This is a genomic window from Niastella koreensis GR20-10 (assembly GCF_000246855.1).
GTDB lineage: Bacteria > Bacteroidota > Bacteroidia > Chitinophagales > Chitinophagaceae > Niastella > Niastella koreensis.
The window spans coordinates 6,435,691-6,457,790 of the sequence record NC_016609.1; the positions used below are offsets into that span (position 1 = coordinate 6,435,691).

Annotated in this window: 17 protein-coding genes; 6 read left to right on the forward strand and 11 right to left on the reverse strand. The window is 46.0% G+C overall.

The window, feature by feature from the left end; genetic code table 11:
- On the forward strand, window positions 1–2,529 hold the full coding sequence (locus NIAKO_RS25500) for an Hsp70 family protein (protein WP_014221337.1): 2,529 nt from the start codon (window positions 1–3) through the stop codon (window positions 2,527–2,529).
- 27 nt (window positions 2,530–2,556) lie between these two features.
- Here NIAKO_RS25500 and NIAKO_RS25505 read toward each other — a convergent pair whose 3' ends face one another.
- The gene (locus tag NIAKO_RS25505) at window positions 2,557–3,477 is read right to left on the reverse strand and encodes a hypothetical protein (RefSeq protein ID WP_041347304.1); all 921 of its coding nucleotides are present in this window, start codon (window positions 3,475–3,477) and stop codon (window positions 2,557–2,559) included.
- Window positions 3,478–3,628: 151 nt separating this feature from the next.
- On the opposite strand from NIAKO_RS25505, the gene NIAKO_RS25510 reads away from it, so the two are divergent.
- Window positions 3,629–5,530: a S9 family peptidase gene (locus tag NIAKO_RS25510; RefSeq protein WP_014221339.1), complete on the forward strand. Its 1,902-nt coding sequence runs from the start codon at window positions 3,629–3,631 to the stop codon at window positions 5,528–5,530.
- Here NIAKO_RS25510 and NIAKO_RS25515 read toward each other — a convergent pair whose 3' ends face one another.
- The gene (locus NIAKO_RS25515; RefSeq protein WP_014221340.1) at window positions 5,531–7,357 is read right to left on the reverse strand and encodes an ABC transporter ATP-binding protein; all 1,827 of its coding nucleotides are present in this window, start codon (window positions 7,355–7,357) and stop codon (window positions 5,531–5,533) included.
- 230 nt (window positions 7,358–7,587) lie between these two features.
- On the opposite strand from NIAKO_RS25515, the gene NIAKO_RS25525 reads away from it, so the two are divergent.
- Window positions 7,588–9,948 carry an ABC transporter permease gene (locus NIAKO_RS25525; RefSeq protein ID WP_014221341.1) on the forward strand — a complete coding sequence of 787 codons (2,361 nt, stop codon included), beginning with the start codon at window positions 7,588–7,590 and terminating at the stop codon, window positions 9,946–9,948.
- Window positions 9,949–10,007: 59 nt separating this feature from the next.
- On the opposite strand, the gene NIAKO_RS38210 is transcribed toward NIAKO_RS25525, so the two are convergent.
- The gene (locus tag NIAKO_RS38210; RefSeq protein ID WP_207622409.1) at window positions 10,008–10,238 is read right to left on the reverse strand and encodes a maltose acetyltransferase domain-containing protein; all 231 of its coding nucleotides are present in this window, start codon (window positions 10,236–10,238) and stop codon (window positions 10,008–10,010) included.
- A 78-nt stretch (window positions 10,239–10,316) separates the two neighbouring features.
- Between NIAKO_RS38210 and NIAKO_RS25535 the strand changes: the two genes are divergently transcribed.
- Window positions 10,317–10,790 carry a nuclear transport factor 2 family protein gene (locus NIAKO_RS25535; RefSeq protein ID WP_014221343.1) on the forward strand — a complete coding sequence of 158 codons (474 nt, stop codon included), beginning with the start codon at window positions 10,317–10,319 and terminating at the stop codon, window positions 10,788–10,790.
- Here NIAKO_RS25535 and NIAKO_RS25540 read toward each other — a convergent pair.
- Together NIAKO_RS25540 and NIAKO_RS25545 are read right to left on the reverse strand one after the other, a co-directional pair.
- Window positions 10,787–11,500, reverse strand: coding sequence for a polysaccharide deacetylase family protein (locus tag NIAKO_RS25540; RefSeq protein WP_014221344.1), 714 nt, complete (start codon window positions 11,498–11,500; stop codon window positions 10,787–10,789). The two genes, NIAKO_RS25535 and NIAKO_RS25540, sit on opposite strands and share 4 nt — an antisense overlap.
- Window positions 11,501–11,551: 51 nt before the next feature.
- A complete protein-coding gene (locus tag NIAKO_RS25545; RefSeq protein ID WP_014221345.1) occupies window positions 11,552–11,878 on the reverse strand; it encodes a VOC family protein in 327 nt (108 codons plus the stop codon).
- A 109-nt stretch (window positions 11,879–11,987) separates the two neighbouring features.
- Here NIAKO_RS25545 and NIAKO_RS25550 point away from each other — a divergent pair, with 109 nt between their 5' ends.
- Window positions 11,988–12,953 (forward strand): GlxA family transcriptional regulator, encoded by a 966-nt coding sequence (locus NIAKO_RS25550; protein ID WP_014221346.1) that lies wholly within the window; start codon window positions 11,988–11,990, stop codon window positions 12,951–12,953.
- A gap of 51 nt (window positions 12,954–13,004) precedes the next feature.
- On the opposite strand, the gene NIAKO_RS25555 is transcribed toward NIAKO_RS25550, so the two are convergent.
- From NIAKO_RS25555 to NIAKO_RS39400, 5 genes are all read right to left on the reverse strand, one after another.
- Window positions 13,005–13,346, reverse strand: a complete 342-nt coding sequence (locus NIAKO_RS25555) for a YciI family protein (protein WP_014221347.1) — start codon at window positions 13,344–13,346, stop codon at window positions 13,005–13,007.
- A 70-nt stretch (window positions 13,347–13,416) separates the two neighbouring features.
- On the reverse strand, window positions 13,417–14,346 hold the full coding sequence (locus NIAKO_RS25560; RefSeq protein WP_133055299.1) for a hypothetical protein: 930 nt from the start codon (window positions 14,344–14,346) through the stop codon (window positions 13,417–13,419).
- Window positions 14,347–14,375: 29 nt separating this feature from the next.
- Window positions 14,376–14,579: a hypothetical protein gene (locus NIAKO_RS25565; protein ID WP_014221349.1), complete on the reverse strand. Its 204-nt coding sequence runs from the start codon at window positions 14,577–14,579 to the stop codon at window positions 14,376–14,378.
- Window positions 14,580–14,606: 27 nt separating this feature from the next.
- Window positions 14,607–15,362: an SDR family oxidoreductase gene (locus tag NIAKO_RS25570; protein WP_014221350.1), complete on the reverse strand. Its 756-nt coding sequence runs from the start codon at window positions 15,360–15,362 to the stop codon at window positions 14,607–14,609.
- 181 nt (window positions 15,363–15,543) lie between these two features.
- Window positions 15,544–18,174, reverse strand: a complete 2,631-nt coding sequence (locus NIAKO_RS39400) for a sigma 54-interacting transcriptional regulator (protein WP_014221351.1) — start codon at window positions 18,172–18,174, stop codon at window positions 15,544–15,546.
- Between the two features lie 235 nt (window positions 18,175–18,409).
- On the opposite strand from NIAKO_RS39400, the gene NIAKO_RS25580 reads away from it, so the two are divergent.
- Window positions 18,410–19,570 carry an alginate lyase family protein gene (locus tag NIAKO_RS25580; RefSeq protein WP_014221352.1) on the forward strand — a complete coding sequence of 387 codons (1,161 nt, stop codon included), beginning with the start codon at window positions 18,410–18,412 and terminating at the stop codon, window positions 19,568–19,570.
- A 65-nt stretch (window positions 19,571–19,635) separates the two neighbouring features.
- Here the strand turns inward: NIAKO_RS25580 and NIAKO_RS25585 are convergent, their stop codons facing one another.
- Window positions 19,636–22,086 (reverse strand): ABC transporter permease, encoded by a 2,451-nt coding sequence (locus NIAKO_RS25585; protein WP_014221353.1) that lies wholly within the window; start codon window positions 22,084–22,086, stop codon window positions 19,636–19,638.
- Between the last annotated feature and the right edge of the window lie 14 nt (window positions 22,087–22,100).

Sequence of the window (22,100 nt, forward strand, 5' to 3'; positions counted from 1 at the left end):
ATGTCGTCGACTATCAATTTTGCCATTGATCTGGGCACCACTAATTCCCTGATCGCTAAGGCAAATAACGGAAGTGTGGATATTTTTAAAAACCCTTCCGGCATGAAGGTAACCCTGCCCAGCGTGGTGGCCTTCCGGAAAGACCGCATTCTTATAGGGGATAAAGCCCGGGAGTACGTTGAAAAAGACCCCGCCAATGTATTTGCTGCTTTTAAAAGAAAGATGGGTACAGGCGAAAGCTTTTTTATTCCCAACAGTGGCTCGTTTAAAACACCCATCGAATTAAGCACCATCGTTCTGCAGGAGTTAAAGAACTTCATTTTCACCGGCGAATCACCCGCCAGCGTGGTGATTACCATCCCCGCCAGCTTTGATACCATTCAAAGTAATGCTACCAAAGAGGCGGGCTATGCCGCCGGCTTCAGGGAAGTGCTGCTGTTACAGGAGCCCATTGCCGCCAGTTTAGCGTTTGCCAATAAAGAAGGCAAGGCCGGCATGGAAGGCCAGTGGCTTGTTTACGATTTGGGCGGCGGTACTTTTGACGTAGCCCTGGTAGTTATTGAAGATGATGAAATGAAGGTGATCGACCACGAGGGCGATAACTTCTTTGGCGGTATTGATTTCGACAATGGCATCCTGACCCAGTTGTTTATTCCCTACCTCGAAAGCCATTATGGTGTTCAGGACCTTGCATCAAAAATGTTAAGCGCCAACGGGAAGTATAATAAATTGTATTTCCAGTTACTCTATAAAGCGGAAGAAGCGAAGATCACTTTAAGCAATAATGCTACCGCAGATATCGAGTTTGATTTTGAAGATGAGGCCGGTAATGAGCATGAAGTATATTTTACCATCAGCCGCGATCAGTTCGATGGCATCGCCCGCGAGCGGGTACAGTCTTCTATTGCGTTTATAAAAAACTTATTAACGCGGAACAACCTGCAACCCTCGGATATCACGGAAGTAGTGCTGGTGGGAGGCAGTACTTATATTCCTTTGGTGCGGAACATGCTGTCGCAGGACCTGGGCATTAAGGTAAATACATCCATCGACCCTACAACCGCGGTAGTGGAAGGCGCTGCCTGGTATGCAGGTGGCCGACCCGGTAAAGCCACACCGTTACCAACGGCTCAACAACCAGATGCGGTAACCACCGGCGGCAAAACCGCCGCAAACGACGCAGCGGCTACCATTGAAGTAAAAACAGCTTACCAGGCAAACAGCCGCGACACGGAAGAATATTTAGCCGCCACCATTAAAAATGCACCGGCGGGCAGCCTGTATCGTATTATCCGTGCCGATGGTGGTTTCGACAGCGGGCTTAAGCTTGTTGCAGAAAAGATCAGTGAAATGCTGTTGCTGCTGCCGAACAGTTTGAACGCTTTTAGTATGAAGCTGTTCGATAACCAGGGTTTCCCCCTGGCTGTAGCCATACCCGAAATCCTGATCGTACAGGGTAAGTTTTCCATCTACGGACAACCGCTCCCCCATGACATTTGCCTGGAAGTAGATGACACCGAGAATAACATTACACACCTGGAAGTGATCTTTGAAAGAAATGCGATCCTGCCTATCAAAAAATCGGTCACCAAAACCTTGAGCCGAACCATTGTGAGAGGAAGCGATGACCAGTTGCTGATCAACGTGCTGGAAGGCAGCCGGTATTCATCGCCCCAATCGAACCTGCCCATTGGCATCGTAAGCATTTCGGGCCAGGACCTCAAAAGCGACCTGGTAAAAGGCGCCGACGTGGACCTCACCTTCGAAATCAGTGAAAGCCGCGATATAACGGTGACGGCCTATATCAGTATGATCGATGAGGAGTTCAAACAGGCGTTCAGCCCCTCTGTCCGCTCGGTAAACGTAACCCGTTTGCAACAGGAAACAGATTACCTGCACCGCCTGGGAAAACGCCAGTTGGAAAAATTGCTGAAGGCGGAGAAATATGAAGAGAGCGCCCCGCTGCAACGCGCGCTGAATGACCTGGAGGCGATCCAGGTTAAATTAAGAACACTGTCGCCTGATGATGTAACTGATACCAAATACCAGTTAGACGATCAGAAACGGCGGCTGTCACAGATCATTGACACGGCAGAGAAAGGCGACAAGATGGTGGAACTGAAAGAAGAATATTACTATAGGAAAGAAGAATGCCGGCAGCTGCTGCAACAAACCGGTCATAAAGACCTGCAACATCGTTTGGATAATTTAGTGGCTGAGGAAAAAAACTGGTTCAATAACTGCAGCACCCAATTTCTGCGGTTGAAGATCGATGAAATGAGCCGGTTAACCTGGGACATCAGGCGCAAAGATGTTTCCTATGTTACCAGGGTATACCTGTATTATGCCGGATTGCCCGATAATAAGTTTTATAATATCTCCCAGCTAAAATCAATCCGTGCCCGGGGTAATGAGGCATTGGCAAGGCAGAATCCCGACGAGATCTTAAGCTTTGCCTACCAGATGCATGAACTCCTTATTGACAAAGACCAGGGTGAAGCGATAAAGGGGACGGGATTGAAGGGATAGTGGCAAGTGAGTAGTCACTACTAACTACTACCAGTGCCTGCAAGTAGCCAGCCGGACCAGAAACAGCACTATAAATAATATTAATTTAATAACACCCCAGGGACTGGTCTGTGCCGGTGCGCCGGCCCCGCTTCCGCCGTATACCGGTCCGCTCTCCTGGGGAATCAAAACAGCCTCCAGCTCTTCCCGCTTTTTAGCAATCTGTGCTATCACCTCTTCAGAAGCCGCCAGCAACTGGGCATTTTCCAACCAGGTGCTTACATAGTTACCGGTTTGCCTGTTCCGGTTAAAAGTAAACACGCAGGCCTGTAAAATACTAAAGGCATATTTGTCCTTCACCGGGCCAAACCTGTCATTCGGAAGCAGTTGAACCAACCTGATATAACGAAATTCCATCAGGTCCTTTGCTTTGGCAAGTTTTACTTCACCTGTGGATTTATAGTATTCCTCAAGGGTGGAAATGCTGCCCATAACAATCTTCATAACAGCCTGCCAGCCCTTTTCGGTATCGGCTTGTGTCATCAGTAATTTGTTCCTGAGCAAGGCCACCAATCCATCCTCGTCGGGATCAAGAAAACAGGCATTCATGAAAGTAATGAAGGCATGACAGAAATAAGGGCTCACCCAGTTGATAAATTGCGCATCGGTATACATCGGGTTTTTCAGGAAACTTTCTTTCCGGCCAATATGGGCCGTTTCCAGGAAAACCAGCAGCACCGGGTCGTCCGCAACCGTAGCATGATACTTCAGGCCATCCTCTTTCAGCAGGTCTTCATAATATTGAATGATGTCATTTTTGGTAAATGACCGCCCGTTCATTTCAATGGTAGTTTCCCCGCTCAGCTCCAGCTCGGCAAAGAGCTTTTTTCTTTCTAACTGAATGGCTTTTTTATCGAGGGTGGTAACAATAGGTTCTCCGGACAAGGAAGAAGGTGATAAATATTGCATTAGGGTAGATTGTGGTTCAACGCGCGAAAAATACACAATATTCCCAACAGATGCAAGCACGCCATCCGGGATATATAATCGAAAACAGGTATTTGAAAACCACACATGCTTACAAAAAGAAATTGTAAATTATGGTTCTAAAACTACCACCATGAAGCCGATCCTGACTGCTTTTGCTTTGGCGTGCTTTGCTTTCAACAGCTATTCCCAAACAGCGGTTAAGCAATACACCATTGAGCAATTTTATAAAACCATTGCCTTCGGCGGGGGCAATTTCAATAATGCCGAGAATAAAATAATTGTTCATGATAACAGCTCCGGCATTTTCAATGTATACGAAATTGACCTGGCCACCAAAGCCAAAAAACAACTGACCAGCTCTGACAAGGAATCTTATTTCTCCATCGACTATATTCCCGGCACCAGCGATTTCCTCTATTCGGCCGACAAAGGCGGCAATGAGAATACACATATCTATTTGCAAAAAGCTGATGGTGCTGTTACCGACTTAACACCGGGCGTAAAAGAGAAAGCTGATTTCTTTAACTGGAACCATCCAAAGACCGCTTTTTATTACTCCAGTAATGTACGCGATGCCCGTTTTTTTGACCTGTATAAAATGAGCCCCGGCGATTGGAAGCCGGTGCTGCTTTATCAGAATGATAAAGGGTTGGATGTTGCCAGTATTTCTCCCGACGAGAACTGGCTGGTGCTTACAAAAAGCATTACCTCCGACAAAAATGACATGTACCTGCTTAACCGCAAAACCAATGAATTAAAGAAACTGTCGGCCGAAACAGAAGCCACCTATTCACCGCAAAGCTTTGAACTTGATAACAGCGCGTTTTATTACGCCACCAACGAAGGCAGTGAATTCACTTATTTATTAAAGTATGATCTTGCCACCGGCAAACAACAAAAGATCTTTAGTGACAAATGGGATGTGGAATACATGTATACCAGCAAGAACGGTAAATACCACGTCATAGGCGTTAATGAAGATGGCAGAAATAAGGTCCTGTTATACGATCACAAAACCGGTAAACAATTAGCCTTCCCCGCCATTAAAGAGGGCTATGTACAGGGGGTAAGAATTTCGCCAACTGAAAAAAGCATGGTCATTTATATTGCCGGCGACCGGTCACCGGTGAATTTGTACGCCTACAACTTCGCTTCGAAAAAGCTCGACAAACTAACCAACTCGCTCAATCCTGAGATCGATCCCAACGACCTGGTAGATGCAGAAGTAGTGCGCTTTAAATCTTTCGACGGACTGCTGATCCCGGCCATTTATTATAAACCAAAGAATGCAACCGCCAGCAATAAAGTACCGGCTCTGGTTTGGGTACATGGCGGTCCCGGCGGACAAAGCACTGCCGGCTATTCACAGGCCATTCAATATTTCGTGAACCATGGCTATGCCATCCTGGCCGTGAACAACAGGGGCAGCAGCGGCTACGGCAAAACGTATTATAAAATGGACAACCGGAACCATGGTGATAAAGACCTGAAAGATTGTGTATGGGGTAAGAAGTGGCTGGCGCAGCAACCCTACATCAATCCCACAAGCATTGGTATTTATGGCGGCAGCTACGGCGGCTTTATGTCGCTGGCCGGTATTATTCAATACCCTGCCGAATTCAAGGTGGGAGTTGATCTGTTTGGGGTAACCAACTGGCTGCGGACCCTGCAAAGCATTCCTGCCTATTGGGAAAGTTTTCGCAAAGCATTATACGAAGAACTGGGTGACCCGGCTACCGATTCGGTGCGGCTGCGTTCCATTTCCCCGCTCTTCAATACCGACAAGATCAAAACACCATTGCTGGTTTTGCAAGGCAGCAACGACCCCCGCGTGTTGCAGGTAGAAAGTGATGAAATTGTTGCCGGCGCCAGAAAGAACGGCACACCCGTTGAATATGTGCTGTTCCCCGACGAAGGTCATGGCTTTAGAAAAAAAGAAAATCAAATGAAGGCAGCAAAGGTAACCCTGGAGTTTTTGAATAAATACCTCAGCGGCAACCCCGATACGGCAGATGGGAAGAAAGGCTTTTGATTATTGATACCCCTTTGCCTGCAGGTAAAATAATTCTGCATAGCGGCCATTCTTTTGCAACAGCTCCTGGTGGGTGCCTATCTCCAGCAGCTCGCCTTTATCCAGCACCAGTATTCTGTTGGCCATGCGAACGGTGGAGAATTTATGCGAGATCAACACCGCGGTTTTCCCTTTGGTTAGTTCTGAGAAGCGTTGAAACACTTCATATTCCGCCCGGGCGTCCAGGGCGGCTGTTGGTTCATCCAGGATCAGCAACTGCGCATTCTTCATGTAGGCCCTTGCCAGGGCTATCTTTTGCCATTCGCCGCCCGATAGCTCCACGCCCTGGTTAAACCGTTTGCCCAATGGTTGCTCATAACCGCCTGGCAATTTTTGTACCAGCAGATCGGCCAGGCTTTTCTTTGCCGACTGTACGATCAGCCCGGCATTTTCTTTTTCTTCGATATTCCCTACGGCAATGTTTTGTGAAACCGTCATCTGGTAGCGGATATAATCCTGGAAAATAACGCCTACGTTATAACGCAGTTCAACCAGGTCGTATTCCCGCAGGTCGTGCCCATCCAGTAAAATGCGGCCTTCAGTAGGATCGTATAACCGCGCCAGCAATTTCACCAGCGTTGTTTTTCCGGCACCGTTCTCCCCTACCAGCGCCAGTTTTTCACCCGCTGCCAGGGTAAAACTCAGGTGCCTGTTGGCCCAGTTCTCTGAATTCACATACTTAAACCCTACGTTTTCAAAAACAAATCCTTCTTTGATGGGATTAGGAAATGGAAGTGACTTACCCGTATGAATGATCTTTGGCTGAATATGAAAGAATTCAAAAAAGTCCTTTAGGTAAATAGCACCCTGTGACAATGCGGTAAAGCGCGTTAAGATCCCTTCCAGCAAAGCCCTTAATTGTCTGAACGAACCTGCCAGAAAAGTAAGATCGCCAATGGTAATGCTGCCCTGTACGGCTTTGTAAACAATGAATACATACGCGCCATAATACCCGCAGGTGCCAAACAACGAAAACGCGGCGCCCCAAACCGAACGTTTGATGGCCAGCTGTTTATTATCCTTGTAAAATTGATCCGATAACTGTTTGAACCGGTCAATTAAAAAGCCCGACAAGTCAAACAACTTTACTTCCTTGGCCGTTTCGTCACTGGCGCCAATATAGCGCATATAATCCAGCTCCCTGCGCTCGGGCGTTTGTCTTCTGCTAAGCGAATAGGTTTTATCATTGAAATGCGCCTCCCCTAAGAATGCCGGTAATACGGCAATAATCAGGATCAGGATCAACCAGGGATTAAACACCACCAGCCCCGCCGCCAAAAACGTCACGGTAATCAGGTCCTGCACCTGGCTTAACACCTGCGACAGCAGCACCGTTCTCCCGGTCGTTTGCTGCCGCGCCCTTTCCAGCTTATCATAAAAAGTAGAATCTTCAAACTGCTCCAGGTCTAGCGTGGCCGCATGGTGCATAATTTTAATGGAAGTATAATTGGAGAACCTATCGCCCAGCAAACTATCAATTAAGGCAGTGGCGCGCCCTAATACATCCGACCCTACCGCCAAGATCAATTCAATGATCACCAGCTCCCACAAATAGGCATGTGAATCACTACTGCTATGGGTTGGGTGTGCAACCTGGTCGATTATTAATTTACCAACATATAAGATAGCAACAGGGATAGCCGAACGGATAATGCGGATAAATGCTGTGGCAATCGTTAATGCAGGGCTTGTTTGCCACACCAGTTTAAAAAACTGGGGCAGGTTATTCAATGCATTGAACCGGTCTTTAAGTGTTACTTCCTCTGGTACAGCTCCCTTTCTTTCCAAAATCGTTGATATTTAGATGCAAAATACGATACAATAACTTGATCTGCTATATACAACAAATTATGAACGATTAAGTTTGGGCGCCCTCCCAAACCGTACAGTGACTGTATCATAACCGTACAGCCCGGCCATAATGCTATGTTTAGCATTTTGGCTTTCATAGGTTTAAAGTATGGCATATTATTTACGACTAATCTCGTACTTACATTCACCATGAAAGCCAAATTTGCATGATCAGCAATTTCTTCCTTACCGCCGTCAGGAACATCCGACGTAATTTTAGTTACACCCTGTTGAATGTATCCGGACTGACCCTGGGTATTGCCGCCTGCATTATTATCTTTTTGGTAGTGCGTAACGAACTGAGCTATGACCAGTATAACAGTAAGGCTAACCGCACGTACAGGGTTACATTGAATGCCATCGATTTCAACCCCAGCGTATCGATGGTGATCACGCCCAATCTCCGCAATGACTTTCCCGAACTTGAAGAAGTTACCCAGGTATGGTTTCAACAGGACGGAACGGTGAAAGTGGGTGAACAGCGGTACAATGAAAAGCAATATTGTTTTGTTGACGGCAACTTCATGAAGGTGTTCGATCACCAATGGCTGCAGGGAAGTTCTAGCTCGTTATCGGAACCTAACACCATAGTACTTACCAAAAGCCTGGCGCAGAAATACTTTGGCAAGCATGATGCCATGGGCCAGGTTATAAAACTGGATAATCAATTTGATCTGAAGGTAGCGGGTATCATCAAAGACCCGCCTCCCAATTCGCATCTCCCCTTTCAGTTCCTGGTGTCATTTGAAACGATCAGGAAGGATATCGACCCGGTAAAACAACATTTTTACCAGATCATGGGCGGCTTTACTTATTTTGTTACGCCCGAACATTACGACATCAATAAAATGCAGCGTCAAATGCCGGCTTTTGTTGCCCGGCATTGGGGGGCAGACATGGCAAAGGAAGCAAGACTTCCCCTGCAACCACTTACCGACATTCATTACGACACGCGCTACCTGCATAACCCCGACATGCCTACTGTTTCAAAAGATTCGTATTGGGCGGTAGCCGCCGTTGGACTGCTTATCTTATTGATCGCCTCCATCAACTTTATCAATCTGTCAACTGCGCAGTCTATAAAACGTGCAAAGGAAGTAGGCGTACGAAAAGTAATGGGCGCCGACCGCCTGCAATTGATAAAACAGTTCCTGGGCGAAACCATGGCGCTGGTTTTGCTGGCGCTCATCTTAGGTACCGCATTAGCCGCATTATTCCTTTCCAGCTTAAGCAACTGGCTCGAATTAAAATTAGGTGCTGACACCTTGTTACAGCCACAGGTATTACTGTTCATCGCCAGTATCACCATTTTACTCACCCTAAGCGCTGGTTTATACCCCGCGTTTGTTCAATCAGCCTTCAATCCCATAACAGCATTCAGGAATAGGAAAACGCCTGAGCTGCGCGGGTTCTCCCTGCGCAAAAGTTTGGTGGTGTTACAGTTTGTTATTTCGCAGGTGTTGATCATCGGAACCCTGGTAGTGGCGTACCAAATGGATTTTTTCAAGAACCAGGACCTTGGTTTTAATAAAGAAGCCATCGTTTCCTTTTTTATCCCTGACCGGAAAAAGCATGATGTGCTACAGCAACAGCTGCAGGCCAACCCGGGCATAAAAGCAATCAGCTTTTCAACCGGTGAGCCCAGTTTCAATAGCCAGTTCGCTCCTTTTTCCGCACCTGACCGCGGCATCGATAAAGACGATGTGACTGAAGTAAAATTGATCGATGAAAATTATACGGAGATGTTTGGCCTCACTATGCTGGCTGGCGAAAAAATGGGCCGCAAAGACCCGGCTGATACCCTGCACCATGTAGTAGTAAATGAAACGCTGATCCATAAGTTAGGTATTCAACAACCCAACGACGCATTGGGCGTTCGTTTTAAGGGCAGCGGCGATATAGTTACCATTACCGGTGTGGTGAAAGATTTTCAAAGCGAATCAAAACACAAAGCCAGAAGACCGCTGATTATCGATTATAATATGAAACGCTTTTTCAGGGTAAGCGTGGTGTTGAAACCAGGCGCCATTGTGACAACCATGAGCAGTATTGAAAAAACGTGGAAGTCGTTATTCCCTGATGAAATGTTTACTTATGAATTTCTAGATGAACGGATCGCCGGTTTTTACAAACAGGAACAGAAGTTATATACGGCGTTTCGATTTTTTGTAGGCATCGCCATCCTGATCGGTTGTCTTGGCTTATATGGACTGATCACCTTTGCGGCCATTCAACGTACGAAGGAAGTAGGCATTCGTAAAGTTCTGGGCGCCTCGCTCCCCAACATTGTATACCTGTTCTCAAAAGAATTTATCATTCTTATTGTGATCGCTTTTTTAATTGCCGCACCATTGGCCTGGTATGCGATGAACAACTGGCTACAGAACTTTGCCTATCATATCCAAATCAGCGCCGGTATATTTGTATCAGCCATGCTGGCCTCCATTGTGATCGCCGCATTAACCATCGCTTCCCAAACAATTAAGGCAGCCATGGCCAATCCGGTGAAGGCATTAAGAAGTGAGTAACCAATTATTGTTTGAAAGTACCAAACAACCTGTCTCATATACTGGTGTAAAAACCAAAGTTATGTTCCACATGATCGTGATGATCGTGATGAAAAGTGGAGGTGCCTAAATACCTGAGTACCGGCAGGGGCAATTCCCTGAGCAGGCTGCTGCGTTCGGCGGTTTCGTCTTCTCTTGTTTCGTTCAGGGCTGCCAACAGCAACCGGGCATTCAGCCCGTTCAGCTGAAAGTTGTTCATCAAGCGGGTTGTACAGCTCGCCGGCCAGCATTTTTTCTTTTTCTGTTCTCATGCTGTTTGTTCCGAAAAAATCGTGCCTTTCCTGTGTAACCTGTTTTAATTTAGATGAGTCCAACACAAAAAAACTTATATGATAAAAGTGAACTTCATCATACTTTTAATAATGGTTCTCTCCTGCTCCTCAGCCAGCGCCCAATGGCAGCAACAGATACCACCTTATAAACCGGAATCAAAAGAATTGTACGACAGCATTGTGCATATGGATAGCGTATGGGAAGATTCCTATAATAACTGCAGGCTCGATGTTCAGGAACAGCTCATCTCAGACAATCTTGAATTTTACCACGACCGAACCGGTTTGATGACCTCCAAGAAAGCCCTGATAGACGCACTAAAGAATAACATCTGTGGTAAAGTTACCCGCGAGTTATTAAAAGGGAGTATAGAAGTATACCCCATCGAAAACTACGGCGCCGTTGAAATGGGTTATCACCGGTTCCATAGTAAAAACGATACGGGCACACCGCATTATGCCCGGTTTATTCATATCTGGCATCGCGAAAACGGGCAATGGAGAATCACCAGGGTTATCAGTCTGCATTAATGCCCCTTCACAAAATTAAGGTCGCGCATAGCGATCACGCGATAGTGATGGTCGTGCAGATATAGCATGTATTCTTTAAACGTATCGGGCTCGGTACTCACCCAGGGATGCGGGTTATCGGGCACCCCATGAAAACAGAACACCACGATCTGCCCTTCTTTGGCATCCTGTAACGCTTTATAAAAAAGGTCCTTATTGCCCTTGTGAATGGTATAGCTGGGAATATAAAAGGGATCATCTTTTTCCGGATCGTATGGCCGGTCATCACCGGTACGGGCATTGGTATATCCTCTTTGTTTCAATACCCGTACCGCCAGCGTATCGGTAAAATAGGCCGGATAACAAAAACTTGTCATCCTGGGAATATGCAATGAATCACCTTTATCTTCAATATAAGCCAGCTCTTTAACCAGCTCTTCTTCCTTCAATTTGGGCACATGCTTATGGTGCCAGGTATGGTTACCAATTTCAAAACCCATTGTATTGAGCGCGCCCACCTGCCGCCAGTTAAGGCTGAGGGTACTATCGGGATACACGCCCGGAAACTCACATACATAAAACGTAGCGCAAAAACCGTATTGTTTCAGGATAGGCGCCACAAAACTATAATGGCTTTGCGGGGCATCATCGAAGGTGAGCACCACCGTCTTTTGTTTCGTTTGGCAAAGCAATTCAAGTGGCAATAACAACAGGAGCAAGAAAGGTTTCATGCCTTCTAAAATACCACTTTTAATTAAACAGCTTTCCTGTACAGTCTGCCGTTATTTCTGGTGCAAACATAACCCGTTTCCATCCTGGTCTTTTATCCAGGCAAACCGGCCGTAAGGCTGGTCATCGATCTTTCCAAATTCGACGCCTTTGGCTTTATATTCCCGGATGTCTTTTTCAATATCCTTCGTCTCCACAATAATGCCATGAAAATGCATCAGGGCTATGGTGGCGCGGTCATCGGGCAGGCTCATTTGCAGCCAGGTATGGCCATGATCGGCAGGGGCTTCCACTATTATTTTAAAACCCAGTTGCAGATAAAATTCTTTGGCTTTTTGCTGGTCCGATACCGGAATGATAATGATCTCGATCGCTTTCATAATTTAATTATTTGTTTGTAAAACTACACCCCCGGCACCCAATTAATACAGGCTAAATGCGACAATTTACCCTGTTGATTACGACAGGCGGGAAGCTTACATTTGTAGTATGAAGCATATTTCAATTCTGGTATTGGAAGACGCTACCATGTCGAGCATCGACAGCAGCTACCAGATCCTGACGCGCATAAACGATTTCCTGAAATACCAGGGAAAAGAACCGTTTTATACTATTGAAATGGTGGGGCTGCAGGCGAATACTGCTTTAAGCAAAGGGCTTTATAGTATTCATGCTGACAAAACCATTGCAGCAATAAACCAAACAGATGTTATTGTTATTCCATTGATCTGCGGCGATTTCTCACAAACATTTGCAAAGAACAAACCATACGCCAGCTGGCTGTTATCTCAATATCAAAACGGGGCAGAGATCGTTTGTCTTTGCGTGGGTTCGTTCTTCCTGGCATCAACAGGTTTACTCAATGGTAAAAAATGCGCCATTCACTGGGCTGCCAGAAATGAATTCGTTAGTATGTTCCCCGACATCCACATCATAGACGACAACATTATTACTGATGAGAACAGGATCTACACCTGTGGCGGCGGCTTCTCCTATCTTAACCTGCTCCTATATGTGATTGAGAAACACCTTGGGCGGGAGATGTCTGTGCTGGCGTCAAAGATGTTTGAAATTGATATTGAAAGAAAAAACCAGCAACCCTTTATCATCTTCGTGGGTCAGAAAAAACATGGCGACCCTCAGGTGCTGAAGGCCCAGGAATACATTGAAAACAACCCGGAAGCTTTATATACCATAGATGAGCTCTGTACAAAACTGGCCGTTGGGCGAAGAACTTTTGAAAGAAGGTTTAAGAAAAGCACCGGCAATTCTATTGCTGAATATATTCAACGGGTGAAAGTGGAATATGCCAAAAAGCAACTGGAAACGGGCAACAAAAACATCAACGAGATCATTTACGAAGTAGGCTACAACGACACGGATGCATTCAGAAGGGTATTTAAAAAGCATACCGACCTTTCATTGGCAGACTACAGAAAGAAATACAGGGTATAAAAAAAGTCCCCGACGAGTCGTCGGGGACTGTGTCTATCTATCAACCAACTGCTAGGCTATAATAGCCTGACGTACTTCTACCACAGCACCATATTTAATGATGGGGCATTCCCTGGCAATGGCCACGGCCTCATCGTAATCTTTTGCTTTTATAAGAAATAAACCGCCGATAGCATTTCTCTTCTCTACATAAGGTCCCTCCTCGACGCCCGCAGCAGTGATCACTCTTCCTGCCAAATCCCATCGTTTGGGCGGCGCTACCAGCCTGTTGCTGCTTGCCATGCCTGCGATCCAATCCTGGTACGGTTTAAACGCTTCTTTCATCTGCTCAGGCGTTGGTACCGGATCCATGCTGGTAAGATCTCTATGGATCGCAATTAAGAACTCCTGCATGTGATTTTGTTTAGGGTTTGTTGAACGCGTTTATAATGAACCAGCAGCTTTTAACTGATGTTTTTCCAGATTAATGAATGGTCGGCATCCAATCGTTGATATAAGTTAACAAGGTTCGGGAGGTGGGTATGGATGCTGTTGCCCGGTAGGTTCCTGAAACGGCCAGGCCCAGCAAAATGGCGTGCGGAATAGTAAGGGGAAGCAATAAGCCCAATTGATAACCTGCCAGGAAAAATTCCCGGCTATGCGGGTACGAGTGGATGTTATTCCACGACCGTCCGGCAAACCCGGATTGGCCTTCTTTTGTATTCAACAGTATGCCGTTGTTGTAAAATATCAGGAAGTTGTCAATATGCATGGTACCGAACTGGAGCTGGAATTTTTCCATTGGCGGAGGGTCGTAATTGATGCCACATAACACTTCCCAGAGTGTAAGCGCCTCCTGCTCATCCATCACCAGGCTAACGCTTCCATACTTCGAATACTGACCAATTATATCAAGCACTTCATCTATTTCAAATACGCTCCGACCGGTAACATCGCCTAATTGAAAAATAAAATCTATAGTTTGTTTTTCAACCGCTTTTTTAATCACATCAGCAAAAAGGCCATCCCAAAAACAAGCTGCATTCTTCACGCTTACATAATCGGCAAACTGAACAACAGAACAGCTGCTGAAGTATTTTGCAAGCGCCTCTATACTATCATCTTTTCTCATGTGACCCCATTGATCCTTCTCCGTTGCTATAGCCTCCTGGTTCGGGGAGGCCGTTTTGCTGTTACGATTAGCTGAAATGATATGTCGTATCCCAAGCCGCTCCCAGAAAGTGGAAGGAAAATGCTGCTCCGTAGTGTCGGCGGTTCCATGCAGGGAATTGAAGATCTCATACTCCCCGCTCTGCTGCAGGCACCTGTCAACTACGTCAGGGAATTCCCTGATGGTATCAGCCAGCTTCGCTAATAGCAAAGCAGTATCCTGCGTATGGTTTAATACGTTCATAACATTGTATTGCATTGAATAAAGAAACCTTACAACAATTTTTCAGGGCTTCCACTCGCCACGCTTACTTCAGTTTTCATCATCGGCAATTCGTCTTCAAAGCGCAATGCATCATCCATAAACTCTGCTCCTTCCATGGTATCATGTGCAGGCGCATGCAATTTCACTACTTCTGGTTCCTGGGGTTTTGGCCACAGGTTCAGTTTGAAAGGATGAAAATAATCGCGTAGCATAAAACAGATTTTTAGAATGAAGAATGATCATGCTTTTGTCAGTTGGGTCGCCATCCATTTTTCAAAATTGAGCTCACCCAGGTTTGCTTTTCCGGCTGGTACCAGGTCGCTTTCCCCAATTTCACCGCCATAGTAATGCTTATCGTCATTAGGCACTACTTTGCGTGGATCATTTGTTGCTTTCAGGTAACGTTCTACTATTTCGTACATAGCAAAACGTTCGGGACCGGCAATTTCCATGGCGCCATTGAGCGGCTTAGCCACAGCAGCCTTGGCTACAAATAAGGCTACATCATCCGAGGCAATGGGTTGGAATTTTAACCTGCTCAGGTGTACTTCGTTATCTTTTGTTGCCTGTGCAGCAATGCCTGGCAGGAACTCGAGGAACTGGGTGCTTCTGATGATGGTATAAGGCACGGTAGATTTTTTGATCTCGGCTTCCTGCGCCATTTTACCCCGCATATACCCAACGTTCTTCATTTGATCAACGCCTACAATAGAAAGGCACAGGTGATGCTTTACGCCGGCATTTACTTCTGCCGCCAGCAAATTATGACCAGAGGTGGTAAAGAAATCCAACACCGCTTTATCTTCCCAGGAAGGTGAATTGGACAGATCAACTACTACATCGGTATCTTTCATGGCTTCTGCCAGGCCTTCCCCGGTAATAGTATTAACACCGGTATTGGGTGAAGCAGCAATTACCTGGTGTCCCCCTTGACGAAGATTTGCTACTACTTTTGTTCCTATGAGGCCGGTTCCGCCGATTACTACGATTTTCATAATTCGATTTTTTAATTGTTTGGATATCCTATATAGATTCCAACGACATGCCAATCAATTAACCAAATGAATATCAATAACGTAAGTAAAAGCCATGCTGTTTTTTTTCACTGTATTCAGTGAAAGCACGAAGGATTACACTATATACAGTGAAGAGCCGGAGTAAGCGGGTAAGGTAGGGTCAGGAAAAGTAATCTGCCTTGGTTATGCCCAGTTTTTTCATTTTGGAGTGCAGGGTGTTGCCGGGAACGTCCAGAATTTCTGCTGCACCACCCGGACCGGAGATCTTTCCGGTGCATCGTTTCAATACATCAACGATATAAGCCCGCTCCATTTCTTCGAGTGTACGGTTTGAAATAAAGGCCAGGTCCTGTTTATCTGCAGTTGTTTGTTTGGGAAGATATACCTCCTGCAACACACCATCGGTGGTCAGCAGCACACTGCGTTCAATCAGGTGCTCTAACTCCCGCACATTGCCTGGCCAGGTATAACTGCGTAATTGTTGTATTACTTTGGGTGAGATCTTCCTGATCCTGCGGCCGGTATTCTTGCTGTATTTGTCAACAAAGAAATGGATCAGTGGCTCCATGTCCTCTGAGCGGTCACGCAAGGGCGGTAGATTTATGGGAAATACATTCAGCCGGAAATACAGATCGGCGCGAAAGCGGCCTGCTTTTACTTCTTCTTCCAGGTTGCGATTGGTAGCCGCGATCAACCGCACATCTACTTTAATGGTTTGTTTGCCACCCAGCCGTTCCAGCTCCCGTTCCTGGATTACACGTAATAATTTCGACTGCGCTTCCAATGGCAGTTCACCTATTTCATCGAGGAACAAAGTGCTGTGATTGGCCAGTTCGAACTTCCCAATACGCCGGTCGAGCGCGCCGGTAAAGGCGCCGCGTTCATGCCCAAACAATTCACTTTCTATCAGGTTGGTGGGCAGGGCCGCACAATTCACTTTCACCATCAGTTTTTCCTTGCGGGGAGATGCATTGTGCAACGCGCGTGCGATCAGCTCCTTGCCGGTGCCGGTTTCACCTAATACCAGCACCGTAGTATTGGTGGTGGCTACGATCGACATCAACCGGTACACTTCCTGCATGGCTTCGCCCGAACCTATGATCTCAGAAAAATTGTAAATGTTTTTTATCTGTTCCTTCAGGTAATCGTTCTCTACTTCCAGTTGCTTTTTCCAGGCCAGCAGCTTTTCATTGGACTGGATATTGTCAATGGCCACGGAGATCTGGGCGCAAATACCCCGCAGCACCAACTGGCTTAACCAGTCGGAATGCAGCCAGATGGTGCCCAGCACTTTATTACCAGCCCGCAACGGCAGGGCATACACATATTTAAAGCCTGTAGTTGCCCATAATTTCGCATAAGCACTGTCGCTTTTTAATTCCTCTGCGATATTAAACACTACCCCATCTTTGCTGGCCAGCACTTTAGCCGAATAAGGTTCTTCAATAGTGATCACACTGGAAGCCATTTTTTCATGCGTGATACCGGCCTTTACAAACAAAGAACTGTCAAACATATAGGAAGGCATGTGGAATCCATCTTCTGCAATCAGCCGGATCATACTCAGTTTGGAATGCAATGCATTGTCAAGCACCTTGAAGATGGCGGCTTGCAGGTCGGGTTTTGTTTTCACCTGCGCGATGTCGTTGCTGAAATCGAGCAGGAACGCCTGTTCCTGCTGTGTTTTCTCTACCTGCTCATTGGCTATAATATTGGCCATGGCCACCGAGATCTGGAAACAGATGCCCTGCAATAACTGGATGTTTATTTCTTCAATGCCCAGCCACAGGATGCCCAGGTTGGTAATGCCGTAGTGCAGCCTGATGCCCACCATGGTTTTGTAACCCACTTTTTTCCAGTAATGCAGGTAGGAAGAAGTAACGCCGCGTTGCACTTCCCGCTCAACACTGAACAGTAAAGGAATATAACTTTCCAGCACCCGGTTCTGCAACCCGTCGAATAAAGGAAAGCGGGCGGTTGTAAGCGCCACCCATTCGGGGTCATCGAAATTGGCAATACCCGGATCATAGATATACGTACTCAGGGTTTCCCCATCTTCGTTTATTTTACGGATAACATATCCCCGCAACGCATTTAATTTACTGAGCCCCGTATGAACGGCCAGGGCCAGGTCGTCCTTTGTTCTTACAGATGCGATCTCGCTGCTGAAATCGAGCAGGAACGATTTTTCCTTTTCTTTACTCAGGATCTCCTCATTCTTAATGATGTTGGCTACGGCGCTTGCCAGCTGGGGAGAAATGCCTTTGATGATGTTTCTGAATTCCTGCGAAAAACCTTCTGCCCGGTCTGTATAGATATGAATAAACCCTACCGGTTTTTCTTCATTCCGCAGGGTGGTCATCAGTATTTCCCGTACCCCGCGCTCGTAGTTCACCCGCAAAAAAGCAGGGCTATGCGGCAGGTCCATAATATCTTCCAGCAAATAAGAGATGGGCCCATCCGCAGCCAGCACCGACTGGATGAAAGGATCGTTCAATGAAAAATGCGCAGCCACCATTTCGCCATACCGTTTATGATCCCTGATGGGCGAATGTTCATCATCGAGTAAAAAGGGGGTATAGGTTTCGTCCTTGCTTTCAATAAGCGTGACAATAGTATGCGTGAAGTAAAAAAAGCTTTTGATCTGTTTGGTGAAAAGGGTGATCAGGTCGTTCTTTTCACGAACCCGGGCAATATCAGTGCCAAGCGCCAGCAAGATCTTTCGTTCCTGCTCCAGGGTGGCCAGGGAAGCAACAGGAATCTCAATTACCTGATCATTTTCCACTTTCATGAAACTATTTAAACAGCAAGTTAGGAAAAATACGTTCGCCTTTTATTACAAAAATAAAGGTTGTATAAATGAAGGATTTATATCCGGGTTCTGTGCTGACGTAGTTTAGACGTAGCCAAATTCCACCGGATTTATCAACAGGTGAACCGACCATTTAAATAGTGGCAGTACTTTTGCACTTCTCCCACACCTTCTTCAACTAACAAATTCTGTTACATTTAAATTTCTAACCATCATGAGAAAAAATGGGAAGACCCTCTATGCCGGTATTGCATTGCTGGCATTGTCAACATTAATGTTAAAATGTAAGAAGCAGGACGAAAGCGCGCAAGTACAAAACCCTTCGCCCAAAGAGGAATCTACGGTTAACGTTGCAGCCATTACTACGTTTGTACATCCCAGTATCTTAAACACCCAGGCCAGCCTTGACCAGGTAGCGGCCGAAGTAAATGGCGGCAACGATCCTGTTCGCCTGGCCGCTTACAACAAAGTGCTGGATTACATTAACCAAAACGCATTGCCTACCCAGTTTTACGCCACGGTTACCGTGGGCTCTAACGGCGCCACTACCGCATCAAAAAGCCAGATCAGAAAGGATGCCATCTTAGCGTATGCGCTGGCATTGCGGTGGGCTAAAACCGGCAATAGTACGTATGCCCAGCAGGCGATCGCCATCCTGAACGGCTGGTCATATACCTTTCAGAATTATGCGGTGCTTTCGGGCTCCAATGCCCTGCAACCTTCATTGGAAGCTTCCTGGACCACGCCCAGCTTTGTAGCTGCCGCCGAGATCCTGCGCTATTATAAAGCATTTGGCAACGGTTCCGGCTGGGCAGATGCCGACATCAACCAGTTCAAGAATTACATAAACCTGGTAAAGAACAACTACATCAACAACACCCCTGAGTATAACAATAACTGGAATGCATCTGCCGGCTATGCCCGCATGTGTATTGGCATTTTCCTGGATAATACCACTGTTTACCAAAACGGTTATAATATCATCCAAAGCCACCTGCCCATCATCATCCAGTCTAATGGCACCATTCCTGAATATTGCGACCGCGACGACTGCGTTCACTTCCAGTATTCTTTAACGGCGTTTGCCTATGCAGCTGAACTGGCCAGAATTCAGGGCGACAACTCTTTGTTCACGCAAGGATCGAACCTGCTGAGCAAAGGCTACGATTATATGCTGAGTGCTTATAACGGTGCAGACTGCGCTGTATGTAATACCAGCAGCCCTGTATTCCCCGGAACCGAAGTAGCTTATAACTATTATAAAACTGCCAACCTGAAAACTTTAAGAGAGTTACAGGACCCATTGGGATGGCCTAACGACAGAACATTCCTGGGCTTTACGTCTTATACGCACTTCAATGTGCCAAGCTTGTAATTGGTTGTAAATACGTTCTGTGCATTATAAATAAGAAGGCGCCTTCATTTTTGAGGCGCCTTTGATTATTCCGATCTAAGACTTTTAACCGGATTCACAATGGCTGCTTTAACAGATTGAAAGCTTATAGTAGCCAATGCAATGACCACTGCCAGTAAACCGGCGGCCACAAAAACCCAGGCGCTTATATTGATGCGATAGGCAAAGTCGTTCAGCCAGTTGTTCATCACCCACCAGGCAACAGGCGAGGCAATTATAAAAGCAAACAGCACCAGTTTGATAAAATCTTTTGACAGCAGCAGCACAATGTTGGAAACGGATGCGCCCAATACTTTTCGCACCCCGATCTCTTTGGTGCGCTGCACGGTAGTATATAACGATAATCCCAGTAAACCCAAACAGGCGATCAACACCGCCAACCCGGAGAAGATGCCGAAGATCTTACCGAAAAGCACATCATCGGCATACTGCTGATTGTACTTGTCGTCGAGGAAATAATAGTCGAACAGGTTGCCCGGGAAGAAAGCATCATATTTGGCTTTGATGGCGGCCATGGTTTGTTCAATATTTTTCGTAGCCACCTTTACAGAAAGCGAACTATAGGTACTGAAAAACGGCCCCATGATGAGCGGCTCTAACGGATAACGCAATGACTTTTGATGAAAATCGGCAATCACGCCTATTACATCCCATTGCCTGCCCTGCAGATGGATGCGTTTACCGATAGCTTCCTGTGGCGTTTTAAAGCCCAGCAACTTACGTACATTTTCATTGAGGATAACAGTGTGCGCTTTGCCGGGATCGGGATTGTAATCTGTATTGTCGAAATTCCTTCCCGCCAGTAATTTTATATCATATACAGGAATGTACTCCTTACTTACGCCTACTCTGCGGGTTGTATAATGTTCGGTGTTTTTACCGTCAACCAGGCTAAGATCAAAAGACCTGCTCATTTCCACTCCAGGCACCGATCCTGAATTAGCCACATTGAGCACATGCGATATTTGTTTCAGTTCATTCTGCAAGGCGTTTTCCCTATCAATAAAAGTGGAATCCCATTGGGTCAACTGGGGTGGTTTTATTATTAATACCTGCGAAAGATTGATCCCCAGACTTTGCTTACTAATAAACCGCATTTGGCGGTATACAACCAGTGAACCAATAATAAGCGCCACCGTGGTCGCAAACTGAAATACCACCAATGCCTGCCGCAAATGAGTGCCTTTCCCGGAAGAAAAGTATTTTCCTTTTAGCACTTTGATCGGCCTGAAAGAAGAAAGTACAAAAGCAGGATAAAAACCTGAAACAAAAATACTCAACACTATAAGGGCGATCAATAAAGAGATTACATTAAAACCGTTCAATCCGTTATGGAACAGGTACCCAAGTGAAAGATGTTGCCGGATCAATGCATTGAACGGATGCTGCACCAGGCTGATCAGGATTAAAGCTGCCACCAGCGCAATCAAATTAATAAGCAAAGACTCTGTAAGGAATTGTTTGATCAACTGCACTTTTGTAGCGCCGGCCACTTTCCGCACCCCTACTTCCCGGGCACGCTCAACGGCTTTGGCGGTAGCCAGGTTTACATAATTGATCCAGGCTATCAAAATGATCAATGCGGCAATGATTACCATTGACCATACCACCCGCGCGCTGGTCGTTGTACCGATCTCATATTCGTAGTCGGAATACAAATGCGCATTGATCAAAGGCTGCAAAAAGAATTTCTCCTCACTGCCCGAAATTTTATTTCCCTGGAAATGCCGCTGACTGAATGCAGCCAGTTTTGCTTCCAGTCTTTTGTAATTGGTGCCTGGCTTTAATTGAACGTAATGCCAGAAATCGGAATCTGTAAAATCATAATCAGACGTTTTCCATCCGAAGGTCTTATATAAAGTACAGTACGAGAAAATATAAGAAAACTTCAGATGGGAGTTCTCCGGCGGATCTTTACAAATGCCGGTTATTTTATAAGGTGGGTCATTATCCTTCTGCATTGTTTGACCTACAACTGTGCTGAAATCGTTGCCCTGCACCTTAAATAAATTACGGGCAAGGGTTTCAGCAAGTATAATGGTATTGGGTTCAGTTAAAGCATTCTTTTTATCTCCGGCAATAAGCGGATATGAGAACATGCTTAAAAAAGAATTATCAACAGCATACCCCTGTTGTTCGCCCAGTTTTTTATCGCCTTTTATCATAATACCAACCGCGGGTTCAACCCGAACATGGTTAATCACCTCCGGAAAATCATCCTGCATGGCTTTGCCTAAACCGGAATACGTGATGGTGCCATGCTGGATCAGCTTTCCATTCTGGTACCGGTCGTTGGTTACCCGATAAATTTCATTGGCATGCACATTAAAACGGTCGAAACTCAGGTGAAAGCTCACGTATTGCAGGATCAATAAACAGGCAGTGATGCCAACCGAAAGCCCTGCAATGTTAATAACAGAAAACAGCTTATACTTCAGCAGGTTACGCCAGGCCGTTTTGAAATAATTGTTGAACATGCAGGTAGATATTT